Below are 19,927 nucleotides of genomic sequence, written 5' to 3'. Positions count from 1 at the left end.
CGATGACCCTTGCAACCGACCTGTTCATCGACGGCCGTTGGGTGCCCAGCTCATCCGGCAGGCGCTTCGACGTCGAGGACCCGGCGACCCGGAAGGTTGTAGCCACCGTCGCGGACGCGGAGGTCGAGGACGGCCGTGCCGCCGCCGAGGCCGCCCACCGGGCGGCGGACGGATGGCGCGGTACGGCCCCTCGCGACCGGGCCGAACTGCTGCGGGCCATGTACGACGAGATGGTGGCCGCGGCCGACGAGATCGCCGGTCTCATCGTCACCGAGAACGGCAAGCCGCTCGCCGACGCACGGGCCGAGGTCGCCTACGCCGCCGAGTTCTACCGCTGGTACAGCGAGGAGGCAGTACGGCTGCCCGGCTACCTGACGACGTCCCCGAGCGGCGCGCGCCGCATCATGGAGATCTCCCAGCCGGTCGGCGTCTCGCTGCTCCTGACACCGTGGAACCTTCCCGCGGCGATGATCACGCGGAAGATCGCACCCGCACTCGCGGCAGGCTGCACGGTCGTCGTCAAGCCTTCCTTCCAGACCCCGTTGACCGCCCTGTACCTCGCGCGGATCGCCGAGAAGGTCGGGGTGCCCCCGGGTGTCATCAACATCGTTCCCACCACGCGCAACGTCGACGTGGTCGGTGATCTCATCGCCGAGGGACCGGTGCGGGCCCTGTCGTTCACCGGTTCGACGCAGGTGGGCAGCAAGCTCCTGGCGCAGGCCTCCGGGCGTGTCCTGAAGTGCTCGATGGAGCTCGGCGGCAACGCCCCGTTCATCGTGTTCGACGACGCTGATCTCGACGCCGCCGTCGCGGGCGCCGTCGTCGCCAAGATGCGCCACAACGCGGAAGCCTGCACCGCCGCGAACAGGTTCCTCGTGCAGGCGTCGGTCCACGACGAGTTCGTCACACGGCTGTCCGCCGAGCTGGGCGCCATGCGGCTCGGGCCCGGCGACCAGGACGGTGTCCAGGTCGGCCCACTGGCGAGCCGGTCGGCGGTCGACTCGGTCCGGGAGGCCGTCGCCGCCGCGGTCAAGGCCGGGGCCCGCGCGGTCACCTGCGGAACCGAGCCGGACGACGAGGGCTACTACCTCGCTCCGACACTCCTGCTCGACGTGCCGCGCGACGCCGAGGTCCTCCAGTACGAAATGTTCGCTCCGGTCGCCCCCGTCGTCGCCTTCGACACCGAGGAAGAGGCGATCAAGCTGGCGAACGCCACGGACATGGGGCTGGCGTCCTACGTCTACAGCGGGGACCTCGCCCGTGCCCTGCGCGTCGCCGAACGGGTCGACGCCGGCATGGTCGGCGTCAACACCGGCATCCTCTCCGACCCGGCCGCTCCCTTCGGCGGCACCAAGCACAGCGGCATCGGCCGCGAGGGCGGCCGCCACGGCATCACCGAGTTCCTGGAGACCAAGTACATCGCCGTCGACTGGTGACGTCGGAGTGGACATGGGCGGCGTACATCTGCCTCTGCCGCTCGTGATCGGAGACGTGGCCTCCAGAGCCCAAAGAGGCGCGCAATATGACCACGGGCATAGGATCAGAGGGCATCAAAAAGCCACGCGACTCTTGAATGCATGTATTATCGCCACTACCGTAGGACTGGCCTCACTCTCTAGCCCGCCGGAGAATCGACATGACGGCACTCGACCAACCGGTTGCTCTCACCTCACTGACCGGCGCCCAGGCCCGTGTCGTCCGTCGGCGCCGGCTGAGCGACACGGTCATCGAACTGGACTTCGAGCTGGTTGACGGCATCACGCCCGCGTGGGCCCCCGGCGCGCACATCGATCTGTGTCTGGCGGACGGGACGATCCGTCAGTACTCCTTGTGCGGTGACCCGGAGGAGCAGACCCTGCGTGTCGCCGTACTGCGCGAGCAGAACGGCCGCGGGGGCTCGGAACAGATCCACTCGACGCTGCATGAGGGCAGCGCGATCACCATCAACGGCCCCCGCAACCACTTCGCGTTGGCCGACGCCGACTCATACGTCTTCGTCGCCGGGGGCATCGGGATCACCCCGATCCTGGCCATGATCCGCGAGGCGACCCGAAGGAACCGGCCCTGGAGGCTCTTCTACGGCGGCCGGACGCGATCGTCGATGGCCTACCTCCCCGAGATGGAACAGCTCGTCGTGGACGCCGGGGAGGCCGGCCGGGTGGACGTCGTCCCGGAGGACGAGTCGGGCCTGCTCGACCTCGCCGCCGTGGCCGACGCCGCCGCCGGCGGGATACCCGTGTACGCCTGCGGCCCCGAGCCCATGCTGGCGGCGCTGGAAGCGCGCGTCGGGAGGGACCTGGGCCAGGGGCAGCTGCGGCTGGAGCGGTTCGGTGCGGCGTCCGGTGTCAAGGCGGTCGCCGACGACGGTGGTCTTGAGGAGTTCGAGGTGGTCATCGCCTCCACGGACCAGGTCCTGCCGGTCGGGCCGGACGACCGGCTCATCGACATCGTGCGGTCGGTGGCGCCCCAGGTCCCCTTCTCCTGCGAGGAGGGATACTGCGGCTCCTGCGAGACCGGAGTGCTGGAGGGCCTGCCCTGCCACCGCGACCAGGTCCTGACGGACGACGAACGCGCCGCGAACGACACGATGATGATCTGCGTGGGCCGCTCTCGGACCACTCGTCTCGTGCTCGATCTCTGACACGCACCGGCGACGTCGACGTGTCCTCTCCACGACCTCGACGTACACGGTGGACCGAGGCCCGTGAACGGGGACATCGTCGGCGCACGGGCCTCGCTCCCGGCTGTTCTCGTACCCGCCGCAATGCCTGAACCCTTCACCGATACGGAGAAGCCGATGAACGCCCCTGTCACAGCGTCCGACCCCGGTGCCGTGTCCATGCTCGCGCCCGAGACGCGGGAGTGGCTGGCCAAGCCGCCACTCGGGCAGGTACGCGAGGGCTCCGAGGCCGCCGGGCGGGGGCCCGTCGTCGGGGACGAGGACCCGGGCTCGGGCCGGTTAGTCGCGGAGTTCGCGGCGGCGGACGCCCAGGACGTCGACCTCGCGGTCCGCTCCGCACGCTCCGCGCACGAGGACGGGCGCTGGGCCGGCGCGGACGCCGACCATCGCGAGCGGACGATGCACGCCATGGCCGATCTCGTGGAGCGCGACCGCCGGCTGTTCGCCGAGCTGGAGACGCTCGACACGGGAAAGCCCCTCGCAGAGGCGGAGATGAGTGTCTCCGAGACGGTCGACGTACTGCGCTACTTCGCGGGCTGGGCGAACAAGACGGAAGGCACGGTGATCCCGGCACCGGGACCGTTCTTCGCCTTCACCACCCGCGAGCCGTTGGGCGTCTGCGGCGCGATCACGCCCTGGAACTACCCTCTTCCGATCCTGGCGTACAAGCTGGCGCCGGCACTGGCCATGGGCAACTCGGTCGTCGCCAAACCCTCGGAGCTCTCTCCGCTCACCGCCCTGGCACTGGCCCGGACGGCCCTGGAAGCCGGACTGCCCGACGGGGTCTTCAACGTCGTCACCGGCGGCGGCAACACCGGGGCGGCGCTCGCGGCCCATCCCGATCTCGACAAGATCGCCTTCACCGGGTCCACGGTGACCGGCCGCAAGGTCGCACAGGCCGCGGCACAGGCACTCACCCGGGTCTCGCTCGAACTGGGCGGGAAGAGCGCCCACATCGTGTTCGCCGACGCGGACCTGGACGCCGCCGTCGACGCCGTGATGATGGGAGCGTGGACCAACGCGGGCCAGGTGTGCATCGCCGGCAGCCGGTTGCTGGTCGAGCGCTCCGTGCACGACCGGTTCGTCGAGCGCCTGGTGGAACGGACCCGGACACTGGTCGTCGGCCACGGTCTCGAACCGGGAACGCAGATGGGGCCCATCATCTCCGCTCGGCAGAAGGACCGGGTCATGTCCCTGATCGAGACCGGGCGGTCCGAAGGCGCCGTGGTCGCCCTGGGCAGCAACGAGGTCAAGCGCCCCGGGCACTTCGTCGAACCCACCGTGTTCGTCGATGTCCGGCCGGGGACCGCCATCGAGCAGGAGGAGATCTTCGGCCCCGTGCTGGCCGTGACGCCCTTCGAGGGCGAGGAGGAAGCGGTGGCTCTGGCGAACGGCACGAAGTTCGGTCTCGCGGCAGGCCTGTGGACCTCCAACGTCGGTCGTGCGCACCGCGTCGGCCAGCGGCTGCGCGCGGGCTCCGTGTGGATCAACACCTACGCGGTCTTCCATCACACGCTGCCCTTCGGCGGTGTGAAGGGCAGCGGATTCGGTCGTGAGCTCGGAGCGGAGGCGGTCATGCACTACTCCGAGACGAAGACCACGACGCTTGACCGCAGCGTATGAGGCAGGGAGGAACCGACCACCGGATGGGGCCCCTGAACCGCGATCCGATGCCGAGCGGTCCGTGCGATCCGGCCGGACACCGATGCGATAGTTTGAGGCCCTGACACTTGGAGGGGTCCTGCCTGTGTTCGCCGAGGCGCACGGTGAATCGCACACTGACTCGGGCATCGTCGGTCTCGACCGGCAACTGGTCGAGGTCCTCAAGAAGGACGGTCGCATCAGCTATTCCGACCTGAGTCGGATCGTGGGGTTGTCGGGCGACGCCGTCAGAGTGCGACTGAACCACCTCATCTCACAGGGAAAGATCAAGGTCGTCGGCAGTGTCTCGGCGGCCGTCCTGGGATGCGGTTCGTTCGCGCTCGCCGCGCTCAAGGTGCACGGCCCATCACGCGCGGTGGCACGCAGGATCGCCGAGATCCCCACCGTCGACTTCGTGGCCTGCGTGGCGGGGCAGTACGACGTCCTCGTACAGCTTGCCTGCCGGGATGACGAGGAACTCCTCACCAACATCGACGACCGCATCCGGACCATCGAGGGTGTGGTCGTGCAGGACGTCTTCACCTACCTCACCATCGAGAAGGACCTGACGGGGACCGACCCCGAACAACCCAGCGAGTCGGCTCCACTGCCGAGCCTGGACAAGGCCGACCGTGCGCTGATCAAGGCCCTGCAATCCGACGGACGTGCCAGCTTCCGCGAACTGCAGGAGGTGTCGGGCCTCACCTACAGCAGTACCCGCCGACATGTCCGGGCCCTGATGGACTCCGGGCTCCTGCGTATCGTGACGATCGAGAACCCGCTGAGTATGCGCTCGCGCGTGCAGGCGACCATCGGTGTCACCGTGCACGGCCCGATCGGACCAGCGCTCACCACCCTCAAGCAGATCCCCGAGATCGAGGTGCTGATCACGGCCGCCGGTTCGTTCGACCTCCTGATGGAGGTCTCCTGCACGGACAAGGAAGCGCTGGCGAGGCTGACCGGAGACCGGCTGCGCACCATCGCCGGCGTCGTCGGCTCGCACACGCTCCAGTACCTCGAAGTGGTCAAGTTGCCCTACGCCTGGGCCGGCCTCGTACATGACTCCCTCGGCCTGCCGATCGGGCCGACCGACTGAGGCACTGCCCGCCGCAAGAACAGGACCATCACTTCCCTCCCTCGGCTTCGCGCGTCGGAGTGTCTCCGGCAGCTTCAGCCGGTCCAGGTCCCGGCCCCCTGATGACGCTCACCGGTGCCGGGCCCGTATTCGATACAGAAAGCTCGCCCATCCCGGCACCGATTGGCGATGTCTCCAGCCTATGTGAATGACTTTGGCGACAACCCTTGTACGGAACGCCGTGCGTGAATATTCTCAGTGCTATGCCGACAGCAGCGTCGTTCTCTCTCTCAGATCAAGAGTTTTGGCGCAGCGGCGATATCCACGCCGCCTTCGCGGAACTGCGCCGATCCGATCCCGTGTCATGGCAGCCGGAGAAGCATCCGGACATGCGGCCCACAAGTCGCGGCTCCTGGGCGGTCGTCAGACACGAGGACATCAGTTACGTCAGCAGGAACGCCGACCTCTTCGGAAATCGCCACGGCGTCCTGGTGGACTACACGTCCGGCCCCCTCGGCGGCATCCTGGTCATGGACGATCCGGCCCACAGGTCGTACCGGGGCCTCGTCAATCCCCAGTTCTCGCGGCGTTCCGTCGCACGGCACAGCGAGCTGGTCAGGCGCACAGCCGAGGGGATCATGGACAGGTGCGCGCAGAAAGGCACCTTCGATTTCGTCACCGACGTGTCGCATGTTTTCCCGACCACGGTGATCCTCGACCTGATGGGCATCCCTGACGACCAGATGCAGCAGATGGTGACCCTCACTCAGGCCGTCTTCAGCTCCGATCCCGAGGAGAGCTCCGCCAGTGAGGACCAGATCGCCGAGATCGGCCGCGAGCTCATCGCGTCCCTTCCCGAGGGTGCCGAGTCACTGACCGCGCACCTCGCCAACGGGCGGGTCAACGGCGAGCCGCTTTCCGCGGTCGACGCCGGCTACTACTTCTCGCTCCTGGTCACAGCGGGAATCGAGACGACCGGGACCGTGCTGTCGCACGCGATCAAGGCGCTCCATGACTTTCCGGATCAGCAGGCGTCCTGGCGCCGGAACTTCGAGGAACTCAAGCCGACGGCACTCGATGAAATCATCCGTTGGGCAACCCCCATCAGGCATTTCGCCAGAACAGCTCTTGTCGACACCGAGATCGCCGGCCGGCCGGTCAAGGCGGGGGACAAGGTCGCTCTGTGGTTCGTCTCGGCGAACCGCGACGAGACCGTGTTCGACGAACCCTTCGCGTTGCGACTCGACCGCCCGATGAACCAGCACTTCGCCTTTGGCGGACCGGGGCCGCACCACTGCCTGGGTCTCAACCTCGCCAAGCTCGAACTCGGCATATTCTTCGAGGTGTTCTTCGAGCGAGTACAGGCGTACGAGATCGGCGACGCCAAGTATCTCGCGAGCGAGATCGTGAACGGTGTCGAATCGATGCCGGTGACGCTGTCGGCGTAAGCCGGACGTGGCACTTGGTCTTCGCACTTGGTCTTCGCACTTGGTCTTCGCGCCGGATCTTCACGCCCGACGACGCCGGCGAACTCGCCTACGCGCGCACTGTCCGCTGGGGCATCTGGACGCTCCAGCGCCACCCCGCGGGCGGCGCCCGACGGTGCGCCGCCCGCTGCCCGACGTGCTCCTGACTCACCGCAGTCCTGCCCGCTGCCCCGGGCCAGGGCGAGCGGGCAGCGGGCGGCGCAGGTGTGAGGGATGAAGGCGTGGCCGGCTTGAGCAGGAGATCTTCGCACTGCTGACGGCCCACCAGGCGCTGATCGGCATGGCCGCCTATACGAACCGGTCAGGATCGGAGCCGGCCTCGCCCACCCGGGGGACGTCATGGGCCCGACTGCTCGGGGCGTGCTGCACCGATTCGATCCGCACCAGGCAAGTTTGGGCCGACGACGCCTGCCCGAGGCGGGATGTCGGAAGGTCGGCGGTCAGGACGTTCGGGTTCCCCTGCAGATCCAGTGAGCCCGGCTTTCCCGGCTCTTCGGGGTCGTACCAGCCGCCGGTCGCCATGACCACCACGCGAGGCAGAATGCCGCTCGTGGTCAGGACGGACGCCAGGCAGGCTCCGCGGCTGTTGAAGACGCGGACCACATCACCGTCCGCGACACCGAGCCGTACGGCGTCCTCCGTGTGCATGGTCACGGTCTCACGGCCGTCGACCTTGGTCGCGAGACTGGCCGCCGCGAAGTCGAGCTGACTGTGGAGTCGCTGCCGAGGCTGGTGCGACAGGAGATGAAAGTATCCGTCGGTCTCTGCGTCCGGACGACCGAGCCATTCATCCGGCTCGCACCAGAACGCATGACCGGGACTCTCCTCGTAGCCGAAGCCGGACACCGTTTCCGAGAAGATCTCGATGCGGCCACTCGGAGTGTCGAGCGAATGCCGCTCAGGGTCCGAGCGGAGCGCTTCGAAGACCCCTGGACCATCGGGTTCCATCGGAATGTCGACGCCATCCGAATGAAGGAATTTCTCGAAGTCCGGCAGCACTGCGCCGCGTACGGCCAGGCGGTTCACCGTTTCGCTGTAGAGACGTCGGACCCATCCCGCGCCGTCCAGACCCTCGTCGAAGGCCGCACCGAAGCCGCGACGGGCGGCAATGGAGCGGAACGCCTCGAAATCGGTCGGTACTCCAAGGGGCGGGTCGACGATACGTCGCATGGGTAGCAGATGAGTGTCCCGGCTGCCTGCGGCGAAGTCGTCCCGCTCCAATGCCGTGGCCACCGGGATGACGATATCCGCACGTCGCGCGACCGGCGTCCACCAGGAATCATGGATGACGACCGTTTCCGGTGTGTTCCAGGCCCGCACCAGCTTGTTCAGATCCTGCTGATGATGAAAAGGGTTCCCCCCGGCCCAATACACCAGCCGAATGTCGGGATAAGTGATCGACTGGCCATTGAACGGCAGAGTGGCGCCCGGGTTGAGCAGAAGATCGGATATCCGCGCGACAGGGATGAAGGAATCCACGGGATTGGACGGCTGCGGGAGACTGGCGACGCCCATCGATCCTCGGCCCATGCCGATCCCGTGATTGGCACTCAGACCGGCCGCGAACCCACCGCCCGGACGTCCCATCGAACCCGACATGGCGGCCAGGGTCACTCCCGCCCAGTACGGCTGCTCGCCGTGCTGGGCCCGTTGGATCGACCAGCTGAGAGAGATCACCGTCCGGCAGCGCGCGGTCGCTTCGGCCAGCTCACGCGTGATCGTCGCCGGAACACCGGTGATCCGCTCGGACCACTCCGGGGTCTTGGGCTGACCGTCCGTCTCCCCCATGACATAGGAACGGAATCGGTCAAAGCCCACACAGCACCTGTCGAGGAAATCCGCGTCCTCGAGTCCGAGGCGGAGAATGTGGTGGGCCATCGCCAGCATCAGTGCCGTATCCGTCCCAGGGCGTATCGGTACCCATTCCGCCAGCAGGCCGGGCGCCAGATCGTCACGGATCGGGCTCACCAGAACGAACTTCGTGCCCGCGTCGCGGCAGGCCTGCTGCGCCTCCGCGGCGCGGTGCCGGCGGAGGCCTCCTTGGTTCACCCGTGCGTTTCGTAGCGGAGCGCCTCCGAACGCGATGACCAGTTCACCGTGCTTCGCGATCTCGGACCACTGCGGATTCCAGTCGAACATCGCCATTCCCCCACCACCCAGAACGTGCGGAAGAACGACTTGTTGGGCGCCGACGCTGTAGGTATGGCGGGATGTCGTGTAGCCGCCGTCGAGTGCGAGGAACCGATGGATCTGGCTCTGCGCATGGTGGAAGCGTCCGGCGCTCGACCACCCGTACGAGCCGCCGAACACCGACTCGTTCCCGAACTCCTCCCGGACCCGGGTCAGTTCAGCCGCGACCAGATCGTAGGCCTCGTCCCAGCCGACGGGGATCATCGGCTCGCCGCCGCGTCTGTTGCCGGCTCGTTGTGGACCTCGCTCCAGCCAACCGGCCCGCACGTGCGGTTGGGTGATGCGCAGCGGGTGACGGATCGTCGCGTCCAACCCGGCCGACATCGACGCCGCTTCCGGGTCGTCCGGCGGTGCCGTGGTCGACCGCACGGCTCCGTCCTCGACATCGAAGTCGAACGTCCCCCAGTGCATGGTGGTACGGCGGGTTTCTCGAGCCATGTCGGTTTCCTCTGCGCGCGGCGTGGTCAGTTACCCGTGATGGAGAACGATCTTTCCGAACTGTGCTCCGGACTCCAGACGCGCGTGTGCTTCTGCGACCTGAGCCAGTGGGAATTCGACGTCGCTGACGGGTCGCCATCGTGGGTGGTCCTCGATGAAGTTCAGGAGGCCGACGAAGTCCTCGGTGCTGCCCAGTGTGGTTCCGATGACCGACCGCTGGCTGAAGAAGAACTCACGAAGGTTGAAACGGGCTTCGACTCCGGGGCCACCGCCGAAGCAGACGACGCGTCCCCCCGGCTGAGCACATCGCAGCGACGCACCCATGTCACGGCCGACGAAATCGATGACCAGATCCGCGCCGCCTCCTGTCATGTCGAGGGCCTGCGCAACCCAGTCGGAATCCGTGTAGAGAATTCCGTCGCTCGCGCCGATCTCCTTCGCCCAGAGGATTTTGTTCACCGACGAAGAGGTGACGAAGACCTCGGCACCGGCCGCTGCCGCGAGAGACACCAGGAACGTGGCCACTCCGCCACCCGCTCCGAGAACGAGCACTTTCTCGCCCGCGGCCAGGTGACCGCGGGTGAACAACGCGCGAAACGCCGTGAGGCCGCCCACGGGAAGGGCGGCGGTCTCGGCGCTGGAAAACCCTCGTGGCGCGAGAAAGACGTTGTCAGCGGGAACGGCTACCAGTTCCGCGTAGGTTCCGTCGCGGACATCGCCCAGTATCTCCCAGTCTTTCCCCGGATGCTTCGGGGACGCACCCCACAAGAGAGACGGCGAGATGACAACCCTTTCCCCCGTGTCGAGTCGCGTTCCGCATCCGTCCATTCCGATGATCCGCGGCAGGACGGTCCGGATGTCTCCGCGCCGAACGAGCACGTCATGGAAGTTGAGAGAGGAATGCGTAAGCCGCACCAGTACGTCACCCGCGCCAGCGCGGGGGTCGGCGACCGACTCGATCTGAAGCTTTTCGGGACCGCCATTCGCCCGAAGGATCACTGCCTGCAAGGGATTCCCTGCTTTCCGGGCTGTCGCCAGAGCCCTGTCTCGTGATGGTGCTTCACTCTGCCCCGCCCCAGGGAAGCGATGGGAGAATACTCCGGCCGATCCGGGTCATACCGCCGTCAATCACCAGGGTTTCCCCCGTGATCCACTCCGCCGCGTCCGACGCGAAGAAGACCGCAGCCGCCGCGATGTCCTTCGGGGCACCGATCCTGCCGAGCGGGATGGATGCCGCGATCGTCTCGCGCGATGTCGTCTCGAACACCGGAGCGGTGGCTCCCGTGTCGATGAAGCCGGGTAGCAGCGCGTTCGCGCGAATTCCGTGGGGCGCACCCTCGGCCGCGACCTGACGGGTCAGACCCAGAATCGCCGCCTTGGCGGCACTGTGCGACACCGATGATCCTGGCTCGACGCCTTCGACGGGAAGCCCGCGAAGCGCCGCTACCGAGGACACGTTGATGATGCTTCCCCCGCGCACGCACAACGCGGGCCACGCTTCCCGAATGGCGGCGAAGACCAGGTCGACCTCTCCTCGCAGGCCCGCTGACCACCGGTCCCACGCGTCGGCGTCGTCGATCGCGAACATCGACTCGGCCGCCGCGTTGTTGTAGAGGACGTCCAGCCGACCGTAGGCATCGAGGCCCGTGGAGATCCAGTCACGACAACCGTCGGGCGAACTCAGATCGACCGGGCCGACCGTGATCATCTCGCCGCCGGCGGCACGCACGGCATCGACCGTCTCCTGGGCGGCCTCCTGGTCCAGATCGCAGCCCACCACTCGCGCCCCGGCAGCGGCGAACTGCCGAGCCGCTTCCCGGCCCTGGCCACCGCCCGTACCGGATATGAACGCTACTTTGCCTTCCAGCGATGCAACGGACATTATTTACTAAACTCCATATTCGCTGACGAACCACTTGCGAACCGCGTGGGTCAGATTCTCGGCAAAGGCTTTCGAGGCGCGGTGGCTCTCAAGGTCGACCGCTGCACACGCGGCGGCCAGTTCCTCCACCATCGCGGACTCGTCGATCGTCGTGAGTTCCGAGTCCGCCATCAGCCACTCGCCCGCGACCATCACATCGGTGATGTGCTGCGGCCTTGCGCGCTGCACGACGAGTTCGACCTCGGGAATTCCCTCCAGCTGGAACGGGCTCCTGAGCTCGTTCTCGTCCAGGAGAAGGAGATCGGCCGGGGCTCCCGGGGTGATCGTCCCGTGTCCGTCCCCGTATCCGCTGCTGCGCGCGCCGCCCGACGTGGCCATACGGAAGACCTGTTCGGCGGAGACCTGACGGTTGGTGAGGCCCGGCTCCCGGTTGACCGCGAAGATCAGCCGCATTTCCTGAAGCATGTCGTGGTCGTCGTTGATGCCCGCCTCATCGATTCCGATGGCCACATTGACGTCGGCGGCCAGGAGATCGATCAGCGGGAGCCGGCCACTCGCGAGCCGGAAATTGGAGCTGCAGTTGTTGCACACACTCGCGTCGGCCTCGGCCAGGGCCTCGATGTCGGCCGGCTGCATCCACGTACCGTGACCAAGTGTCAGGCGCTTCGTCAGCAGTCCTGACTTGGTCAGGTGTCTGACCCGGTCGGCGCCCGCCCGCCGATCCATGTACTTGGACTGGTAGACGCTCTCCAGAAGATGCATGTGTACGGCGGCACCCGTCGCGTCCGACACGACCCCGAAATCCTCAAGTGCCTCGTCGCTCACCCAATGCAGGTTCGCGGGCGCGAGTTGAAGCGACAGTCGAGGGTGGTCAGCGTAGGCGGCCCGGAGGTCGGTGAAGGCCTGCAACTGGTCGCTGACCGGGACGCGGAGAGTCGCCAACAGGTCACGAAATCGGCTGTGGTCGGAACTCGGGATATCGCGGATGAGGTCGCTGTCCTGCCCGTGCACGAGATAGTTCTGATCGCGCACCAGCTTCCCGAAGGAAGCACGCATGCCGATCCGACCGTAGGTGTCCAGAACGGTGCGGGCCGACTCCGACGGATCCGCAGCGTCTGTCGGCTGCGGCTCCTGCAGGTGCTGGACGCTCGTCACTCCGCTGCGGATCATCTGACTCGCCGAGTACGTCGTGTCGAGCGCGAGGTCCACCGGAACGGGAACCGAGCGGAGACTGACCCAGGTTTCCAGAGGGGAGTCCCGAGTCCCGAGCTGGACAGGAGTGACCCCGATGTGGTGATGCCCGTTCACAAAGCCGGGCATGAGCAACGAGTTGCCACGTCGCTTGACCGTCGCGGACGGGTGCCTTCGTTCGAGGGACGGCGCGTCGTCGACGTCGACGATCACACCGCCGTCGACGAGGACGGCAGCGCCTCGGCGGCAGGTCACCTCGACACCACGGGCGTCGGCGGTGAGGATCGCGCCGGGTTCGATGATCTCTTCCACTGCGGTGTCCTTACCAGTGGTGTCGGGCGTCGTCGGCCGCCTGAGCGGGCGGGTACCTACGGAGTGTCATCGGCGTCGCCGATCCAGCGAATCGCCCGGTAGGGACACACCCGGATCGACCGCTCGACATCGGAGACCTCCTCCGGTGCGACGTCTTTCCCGACGGACTGGGCCAGTCCCCAGTCGTCCATCGCATAGTGATCCGGGGCGACCTCATGGCAGACCGCGTATCCGCGGCAGGCAGCGGGATCCACTCGCACTCGCATCAGATCAACTCCGCACCGGGTAGGTCCGTACCGGGTATCTCCGTACCAGGAACGGGAACCATGGGGACACTGTCCGAGCGCCGCTTGCCGAGGACCGCCGGCCTGGCGGGATCCAGCACCTGGGATCGGCGGGACAGCGAAACCGTGGTCACATGCCGCTCAAGCTCGTCCGGGAAGTGCCGGATCAGCGAGCGCAGCATCAGCGCGACGCCGTCCGGCAAGGCACAGGCGCCACGGCCCACGAGTTGGCGGCTCCAGCGGGACAGCTCCTCGACCGGGTTCCCGCCGAGGACACGCAAGTGCCCCGTCGGCGGCGCCGTGTCCGTGAGGTGGTGGGCGATGTCGCGTATGGAGTCGATACACGACCTGCACTGGCGGGCGTTGTTCGCCGCGTAGTACGAGGCGATGTGCCCGGCCGCATCCATCACCGAGTCTCGGTCCGGCACCACGTACAGGGAGGCGCAACCCAGACCTCCGCCCGCTTCCCGGAAGGAGGACCACTCGAAGCGCAGGGTGTCCTCAAGGGGAAGGATCCCGCCGAAGAAGCCGCCGGCGACCACCGCCGCGTCCCCTCCGTCCCCCGCAAGGAAACCCAGCGTCCGGAGCAGCTCGACAACCGGCAGGCCCTCGGGCACCTCGACAAGGACCGCCGGTCGTCGCGGGCCGGACACGGTCGCGAGGAAGGACGCGTCACCCGCACCCGCTCGCTGCTGGACCGACCGCGCGACCCTCGCGAGCGTCTCCACGTTGGACACGAGTGTCGGCGCACCACCGATGCCCTCGTTGTACACATAGGGCGGCCCGTCGACGGGTCGCGCGATACCGGTTTGGACGGCTCTCACCAGAGCGCTTTCCTCCCCCGCCACATAGGTGTCCTGGGCCGCGAAGACCTCGATCGAACAGCTGATGACGTCCTGCGCCTCGGACAGGGCCGCGGCCAGTGCGGTACGCGCGACGGGGTCGGAGACATAGAGAAGCACCCTTGCGGCGCCGACCGCCGCGGCGGTCAGGGCGAGCCCGTCGAGCACGAGATGCGGACGGTGCCGCATGAGGTAGCGGTCCTTGACGCTGAGCGGTTCGCCCTCGGCTCCGTTCGCGACGACGACGGGGGCCAGGCCCCGCCGCACGGTCGCACCACGGGCGTTCTCGACCTTTCGCCAGAACGGGAACGCGGCACCGCCACGCCCTCGCAGCAGCGTCACGCCGGGATGCGCGGAAAGGTGCGCGTGGACCTCGTCGGCAGGCAAGGCCGACAACGCCTGATAGCCGCCGACCGCCATGTAGTCGGCCAGTGTCTCAACGGCCTCGCAGTCCTCACGCAGAATGCCCCCGACGACACCGGGCCAGCGCATCACCTGCGTGCGGCCCCGTCCGATTTCCAGCGCGCTGCGGCGCCCTGTGTCGGCCTCGACGTCGATCATCCGACTAGGCCTTCCCGTTCTTGAGCATCCCGGCGAGGTACCGCTGCATGTGAAGCAGCGGGAACTCCTGGTCGTGGAGAACACCTCCGTGCACGGCTCCGGAGGTCATGTTCTTCTGGACCCGGGTGGTCATCGCCGCGTCCTCTTCCTGGATGGGGGCGAAGAATTCGTACGCCGCCGCCACCAAAGCGTCATCCACCCGATCGAGGTTGCTCTCGTGCACGAGAGCGTGGACCTTGAGCTCGTGGTCGCCCGCGGACGTCGGGGTGAGCTGGTACCAGTAGCTGAAGTCGCAGAAGGCCGCCACCATGAATGTGGGGAACCGGGAGAAGATGAGGCTGCCGCCGCAGTCCCAGGTGTCGAAGTGCTCGGGAGGCGGCAACAGCGCCGCCGGCTGGAGCGCTCCCTCCACCTCCCGGTCGGCCCCGGCCGGACTGGTCGCGACCCTGGCGACATACGTCGACGGATCGGCTCCGTCTCCTACTTCCGCCGAGAGCCCCGGCAGCGCCGTCTCGACCGTGTAGAGGTGCGCGCCCATGTGGTGGTAGAACTCCATGAAGTTCTCCATGACCATCTTCCAGTTCGCGCCGACGCGCCCCCAGTCGCGGCTTCCGACGAGACGCCACTCCGAGAAGTCGTAATGCCCTATGCACGTGGAGAGCGGTTCCATCCCGAGCGGTGCGGTGCTGTCATTGTCCAGCTTGACGAAGACGAAGCCCTGCCACACGGCGCTGTCGAACTCGACCAGGTTGAAGCGGTCCGCAGCGAACTCGGCGCGGCGCTGCATATCGACCGCGTTGATCAGTTCGCCGTTCAGGCGATACGACCACATGTGGTAAGGGCACTCGAAATGCTCCAGCTTCCCGCATTCGGGTACGTTGCCCTCGCGATCGGCTGTCACGTCGGCGAACCTGTGCCGGCAGACCCGGGAGAAGACCCGCACCTCGTGGTCGGCCCCTCGTACCGCGACCAGTGGCTCACCGAAGAGATCCAGAGTGAGGAAGTCACCCGGTGCCGCGATCTGTTCGACGCGGGCGATCGCATGCCAGTCCCGTCGATGAACGCGCTCCACCTCGAGATCGTAGAATCCCGGGTCCAGGTACACCTGAGCCGTGAATGGTTTGGCGTCTTCGATCGGGAGTGCCGCCGTTTCCACGACCTGTTCCACCAGCTCGTCGAGGGGAACCCACTCCGGCGCTTCGGGCCCAGCACCACCGGCTGTGACCGCGGGAACGGCGACTAGATCCCTGTTCACTATTCATCAACCCTTTCCGGATCGCGAACTCCGCCGGATCACGGCCGACAGCGGCCAACCGGCCCGTTTCAGCCCGTAATTGTTCCGTCGTGCACACGCGGGTCGAGTGTGCGTCGGAGGAGACACCCGTGCATCACCGTGTCCTTCAGGACACCCTCCTCGACGACGACACGGCCGCCCATCACGGTCAGCACCGGCCATCCCCTGACCACACGGCCCTCCCAGGGGGAGTAATCACCCTCATGGAGATCGGCCGCACGTACGGGCTTTTCGAGGTTCGGATCGATGACGGTCCAGTCCGCATCGCTGCCGACCACGATCGCGCCCTTTCGAGGATAGAGACCGAAGATCTTCGCGGCGTTCTCGCTGGTCAACTCGGCCAGCCGTTTCAGTCCCAGCCCGCGCTCATCGGTGAACGCCGTGTAGAGCAACGGGAACTTGGGCTCGACACCGGTGACGCCTCCGAACGTCTGGTCAATCGTGCGCGAGCGGTCCTTTTCCTCCCAGAGGCAGCACACACCGTCGGTTCCGAAGGTGTGGATGCTTCCGGTGCGGATGCCTTCCCAGATCGCGTCGACATCCGACTCGTACTTGAGCGAGGGATAGATGTGGTACCTGTGGCCATCCGGTTCGGCATACACCCGTTGGTCCGCCAAGGTCAGGACTGCCAGCGTCTCCCCGTACACGGGGATTCCCTTGGCACGGAATTCCTCAATGGCCTGGACGCCGAAAGCGGACGTCACGTGGTGCATGTAGATCGCCGACCCGGGCGTGTGCGAAGCCAGGCGCATGACGTGGTGGAACGACAGGTCCTCGGAGATGACGGAGTGCACTTCCGGCATATGGACGATGTCCGTCTTCCCGCTCTCGAAGTACTCACGATATTTGTGCATCACCAGTTCGTCGTCCTCGGCGTGGATGTCGACGATGGCTCCATGACGTGCCGAGAGTTCCAGCACGTCGGCGAGCAGTCCGGTGCGCATACGGAAATGGTCGGCGTGGGGGGTGATGTTGGTGGTGAAGACCTTGAGGCTGGGGAAGCCCGCTCCGATGATCGCCGGCAGTTCACCGAGGTGGTCCCTTGACAACGCGTCCGACAGGACGACGTGGAAGCCGTAGTCCGTGTACGAGGTTCCGTCCCAATCCGCAACCGTGCGCTCCAGTACGGCGGTCGGTGACTCCGCCCCTGGCCATACGAAGTCGATGATCGACGTCGTACCGCCGTGAAGAGCTGCCTTCGTGATGACGTCCCGGCCGAGGACACCTGAGATGCCCGGCGGCGCATTGGTGTGTATGTGCGGGTCCACTCCCCCCGGAAGGACGACTTTCCCCGTGGCGTCGATGGTGCGCGCGGCCGGAGGCAGCGCTCCCGGCGCCGCCACCACAGCCGTCAGTCCCTCGTGTGCGCCGAGATCGACCAGGGCGGGACCATGGGGCGTCACGACGGTTCCGCCAACGATCGCTAGATCCAGCACGCCAGAGGGTCCTTTCGGTTTTCGTCAGCTCCGCGCCTTCGGCTGTTCTCGTCGGCCGCGTTCTCCTCAGCGGGCCGGCACCACCGGCGGCCCTCATCGAGGCTGTCCAGGGCCACACGAGAGCGCGGGCACGTCTCCGGTCAGTACGACCTCAGGAGCGAGGTCACTCCGCCCCTTCGACTCGCAGGGTAAGTCCTTACGATGGCATCGGTTTAACGTTTTAGCAAGAGGTCCGAAGCCACCCGTTCGTCATACTCAGGTGCCGACGTCCGGTCGGCGTCATCGGACCTCAACGCCACATGGGTGGAGGCGACTTCGTCGGTGCGGACGACGGCGTGAGGGGCCTGGACACCGGCTTGCTAAGGGCCGTGACCTGGCGTACGTTCGGCCCGCAGGGTGTCTGGGCTGTTCCGGCACACAGACGGCGTGCCGACTTCTCGTCCCTGCCGTTCCGCCTGAGTGGCGAGGTTCGTCCTTCCAGTGACGCCGCAAGGGGATGACAGATGGCTCGTGTGGGGATTCGCGAAGTAGCCGCCCGTGCGCAGGTTTCGCTCACGGCCGTTTCCTTCGCGATGAACGGCACCGGAAAGCTCAGTGCCGAGACACGTGCCCGGATCCTGCAAGCGGCCGAGGACCTCGACTACCGCCCCAATCACGCGGCACGAAGTCTCAAGTCCGGCCAGTCCAGAACTGTGGCGATCCAGATCTCCGGCCAGGACGGAGCCAGTGTCGTCCGGAGTGACGCGATCTCGGCCTTCCAGGTCGAGCTCCTCAACGCGGCTTCGACGGCGGCCCTGGCCATGGGCAACCTGCTGGTCGTGGTGCCGGAGTCCGCTCCCAACGCGTTGGACATCAGTGGTCTGCCCATCGACGCGCTCATCCTGATCGACCCCGTGGGACCGCAGCGCCTGGCCTCCATCGTGCGCAAGGAGGGGAAGCCGGTCGTATCGGTGGGGCGCCCATTGGAGCAGACACGGATCTCCGACGTGGTGGTGGACAATGATCACGCGGCAGTTGTCGACACGGCGATCGAGCATCTGCTGGACGCGGGCTACAAGCAGCCCTCGTTCACGGTCGGTGGAACTGGTGGAACTCAAGCCTCGTACAGTCGAGATCTGCTGGAGGCCTATCGCGCTTCTTGTCGGCGGCGGCATCAGCCGGCCATCGTGCTCAACCTTCCGGACGAGTCGTATGATTCGGCCAAGGCGACCGTGACGCGGTCGTTCTCCCGTCGCGGACGCAATGTTCCGGACTCCGTCATCACCATCACCGAGGAGACGGGTTTGGCGGCGCTGGCAGCCGCACGTGAGGTCGGTCGGAGCGTTCCCGATGATTTCGGCGTGCTCAGCCTCACCACCGGAACCGCGACGCTCGCTTCGCATCTCGCGTGGCCACGGCTGACGACGATCGACGTGCACGCGAAGGAACAAGGCCGTAGAGCCGTGGAAGCGGCGATCGGCCTGGTGAACGGCACCGTGCGTCCGGGCGAGCACGTTTCCGTCGCGCACACGCTGCTGCCTGCCGGCAGCAGCGCCAGAGGTCACCGAGCCTGAACCGACCGGTCGAACCGGGGTCCGGGCAGGCCGCCTTCACCATCGGGAGCGAGCAGGTCGACGGTGGCCCGGATGGCGGACTCCACCGGCGCCAGGACGACGAAGTCGAGGCCCGCGTCCCGGTATTGCTGGATACGGCTTCGACACTGCTCCGGGGTGCCCGCGACGGCCAGTTGGTCGACCGCGGCATCCGGCACCAGGCGGGCCGCGGCCTCGATCCCCTCAGTGGCCAGTGCCTTGCCCACCGCCGCGGTCACCTCGTCCGGCAACCCGATCTGGGTGCCGAGATGCGGAAGAGAACCCAGGTAGAGGGAGATGACGAACCGGGCCGCGGCCCGACCCACCTGTTCGTCCTCGTTCGGAGAACAGAGCAGCACCGCGCCCACGTCGAGGTCGGCACGGGTCCGCCCCGCTTCTTCGGCCCCCTCACTCAGAATGCGCAGCTTCTCCTGCACAGCCGACGTCGGCAGGCAGATGTCCATGAGCACGCCGTCGCCCACGCCTCCCGCGTAGCGCATCGCTTTCGGACCGTCGACCGCCAGATACAGGGGCAGTTCGGCACGGAGCGGCCGGTCGCCCACCGACAGGACGTCCTCGATCCGCGCGTCGCGCAAGGTGACGGTCGAACCGTCGAAGTCCACCGTCTCGCCGCGCATCAGTCGCGGGATCACCTCCGCGTACTCGCGGAGTCGCGTCAGCGGCTTGTGGTAGTCGATGCCCTGTGGCCCCAGCACCATCGACGAACCGGCGCCGAGGCCGATGATGACGCGCCCTGGCGCCAGTTCGTCCATGCCGAGAAAGGTGCTGGCCATCAGCACCGGGTTCCGCGTGAAGACATTGACGATGCCCGTGCCGATCCTGATCGTCTCGGTGGCCTGGGCGATGGCCGTCGCCGGCACGAACGCGTCGCGGGTGATACGCGTTTCGGCGACCCATATGGTCTCGAAGCCGCTGCGCTCGGCCTGTTGGGCCAGTCCGATCATGTCCGGCACCGAAGGCGTGCCCGTGAACATCAGACCGGTGCGAGGCTTGCCACGTGGTTGGGACATGCTGACAACTCC

15 protein-coding genes are annotated in these 19,927 nt (G+C 66.9%); 6 read left to right on the top strand and 9 right to left on the bottom strand.

Going from position 1 to position 19,927, the window contains the following annotated elements:
* The first annotated feature begins 2 nt into the window (after positions 1-2).
* The 5 genes from ACFY1L_RS21990 (at position 3) to ACFY1L_RS21970 (ending at position 6,844) form a co-directional block, all read left to right on the top strand.
* Positions 3-1,436, top strand: a complete 1,434-nt coding sequence (locus ACFY1L_RS21990) for an NAD-dependent succinate-semialdehyde dehydrogenase (RefSeq protein WP_388826624.1) — start codon at positions 3-5, stop codon at positions 1,434-1,436.
* Positions 1,437-1,636: 200 nt separating this feature from the next.
* Positions 1,637-2,641 (top strand): PDR/VanB family oxidoreductase, encoded by a 1,005-nt coding sequence (locus tag ACFY1L_RS21985; RefSeq protein WP_388826621.1) that lies wholly within the window; start codon positions 1,637-1,639, stop codon positions 2,639-2,641.
* A gap of 156 nt (positions 2,642-2,797) precedes the next feature.
* Entirely contained in the window at positions 2,798-4,303 is a 1,506-nt protein-coding gene (locus tag ACFY1L_RS21980) for an aldehyde dehydrogenase family protein (protein WP_388826618.1), read from the top strand.
* Between the two features lie 124 nt (positions 4,304-4,427).
* Positions 4,428-5,417, top strand: a complete 990-nt coding sequence (locus ACFY1L_RS21975) for an Lrp/AsnC family transcriptional regulator (RefSeq protein ID WP_388826615.1) — start codon at positions 4,428-4,430, stop codon at positions 5,415-5,417.
* A gap of 242 nt (positions 5,418-5,659) precedes the next feature.
* Complete coding sequence (locus ACFY1L_RS21970; RefSeq protein WP_388826612.1) at positions 5,660-6,844, top strand: cytochrome P450; 1,185 nt, start codon at positions 5,660-5,662, stop codon at positions 6,842-6,844.
* Positions 6,845-7,171: 327 nt separating this feature from the next.
* Here ACFY1L_RS21970 and ACFY1L_RS21965 read toward each other — a convergent pair whose 3' ends face one another.
* From ACFY1L_RS21965 to ACFY1L_RS21930, 8 genes are all read right to left on the bottom strand, one after another.
* Positions 7,172-9,511, bottom strand: a complete 2,340-nt coding sequence (locus tag ACFY1L_RS21965) for a molybdopterin-dependent oxidoreductase (protein WP_388826609.1) — start codon at positions 9,509-9,511, stop codon at positions 7,172-7,174.
* A gap of 30 nt (positions 9,512-9,541) precedes the next feature.
* Entirely contained in the window at positions 9,542-10,510 is a 969-nt protein-coding gene (locus tag ACFY1L_RS21960; RefSeq protein WP_388826921.1) for a zinc-binding alcohol dehydrogenase family protein, read from the bottom strand.
* Positions 10,511-10,571: 61 nt separating this feature from the next.
* Complete coding sequence (locus ACFY1L_RS21955) at positions 10,572-11,393, bottom strand: SDR family NAD(P)-dependent oxidoreductase (protein ID WP_388826606.1); 822 nt, start codon at positions 11,391-11,393, stop codon at positions 10,572-10,574.
* Positions 11,394-11,399: 6 nt separating this feature from the next.
* Positions 11,400-12,896, bottom strand: a complete 1,497-nt coding sequence (locus ACFY1L_RS21950) for an amidohydrolase family protein (protein WP_388826603.1) — start codon at positions 12,894-12,896, stop codon at positions 11,400-11,402.
* Between the two features lie 56 nt (positions 12,897-12,952).
* Positions 12,953-13,162, bottom strand: a complete 210-nt coding sequence (locus tag ACFY1L_RS21945; protein ID WP_388826600.1) for a ferredoxin — start codon at positions 13,160-13,162, stop codon at positions 12,953-12,955.
* Complete coding sequence (locus ACFY1L_RS21940; protein ID WP_388826597.1) at positions 13,162-14,583, bottom strand: NADH-ubiquinone oxidoreductase-F iron-sulfur binding region domain-containing protein; 1,422 nt, start codon at positions 14,581-14,583, stop codon at positions 13,162-13,164. The genes ACFY1L_RS21945 and ACFY1L_RS21940 overlap by 1 nt, the downstream gene beginning before the upstream one ends.
* A gap of 4 nt (positions 14,584-14,587) precedes the next feature.
* Positions 14,588-15,655, bottom strand: coding sequence for an aromatic ring-hydroxylating dioxygenase subunit alpha (locus ACFY1L_RS21935; protein WP_388826595.1), 1,068 nt, complete (start codon positions 15,653-15,655; stop codon positions 14,588-14,590).
* A gap of 251 nt (positions 15,656-15,906) precedes the next feature.
* Positions 15,907-17,280, bottom strand: a complete 1,374-nt coding sequence (locus ACFY1L_RS21930) for a dihydroorotase family protein (protein WP_388826593.1) — start codon at positions 17,278-17,280, stop codon at positions 15,907-15,909.
* Between the two features lie 536 nt (positions 17,281-17,816).
* On the opposite strand from ACFY1L_RS21930, the gene ACFY1L_RS21925 reads away from it, so the two are divergent.
* Positions 17,817-18,866, top strand: coding sequence for a LacI family DNA-binding transcriptional regulator (locus tag ACFY1L_RS21925; RefSeq protein ID WP_388826591.1), 1,050 nt, complete (start codon positions 17,817-17,819; stop codon positions 18,864-18,866).
* Here the strand turns inward: ACFY1L_RS21925 and ACFY1L_RS21920 are convergent.
* Entirely contained in the window at positions 18,854-19,879 is a 1,026-nt protein-coding gene (locus ACFY1L_RS21920) for an LLM class flavin-dependent oxidoreductase (protein WP_388826588.1), read from the bottom strand. The two genes, ACFY1L_RS21925 and ACFY1L_RS21920, sit on opposite strands and share 13 nt — an antisense overlap.
* Between the last annotated feature and the right edge of the window lie 48 nt (positions 19,880-19,927).

Source organism: Streptomyces sp. NPDC001663, from assembly GCF_042893105.1.
In the GTDB taxonomy this organism is placed as follows: Bacteria; Actinomycetota; Actinomycetes; order Streptomycetales; family Streptomycetaceae; genus Streptomyces.
Note: the sequence above shows the minus strand (reverse complement) of the source record. Positions and strands in the feature narration are given on the sequence as shown.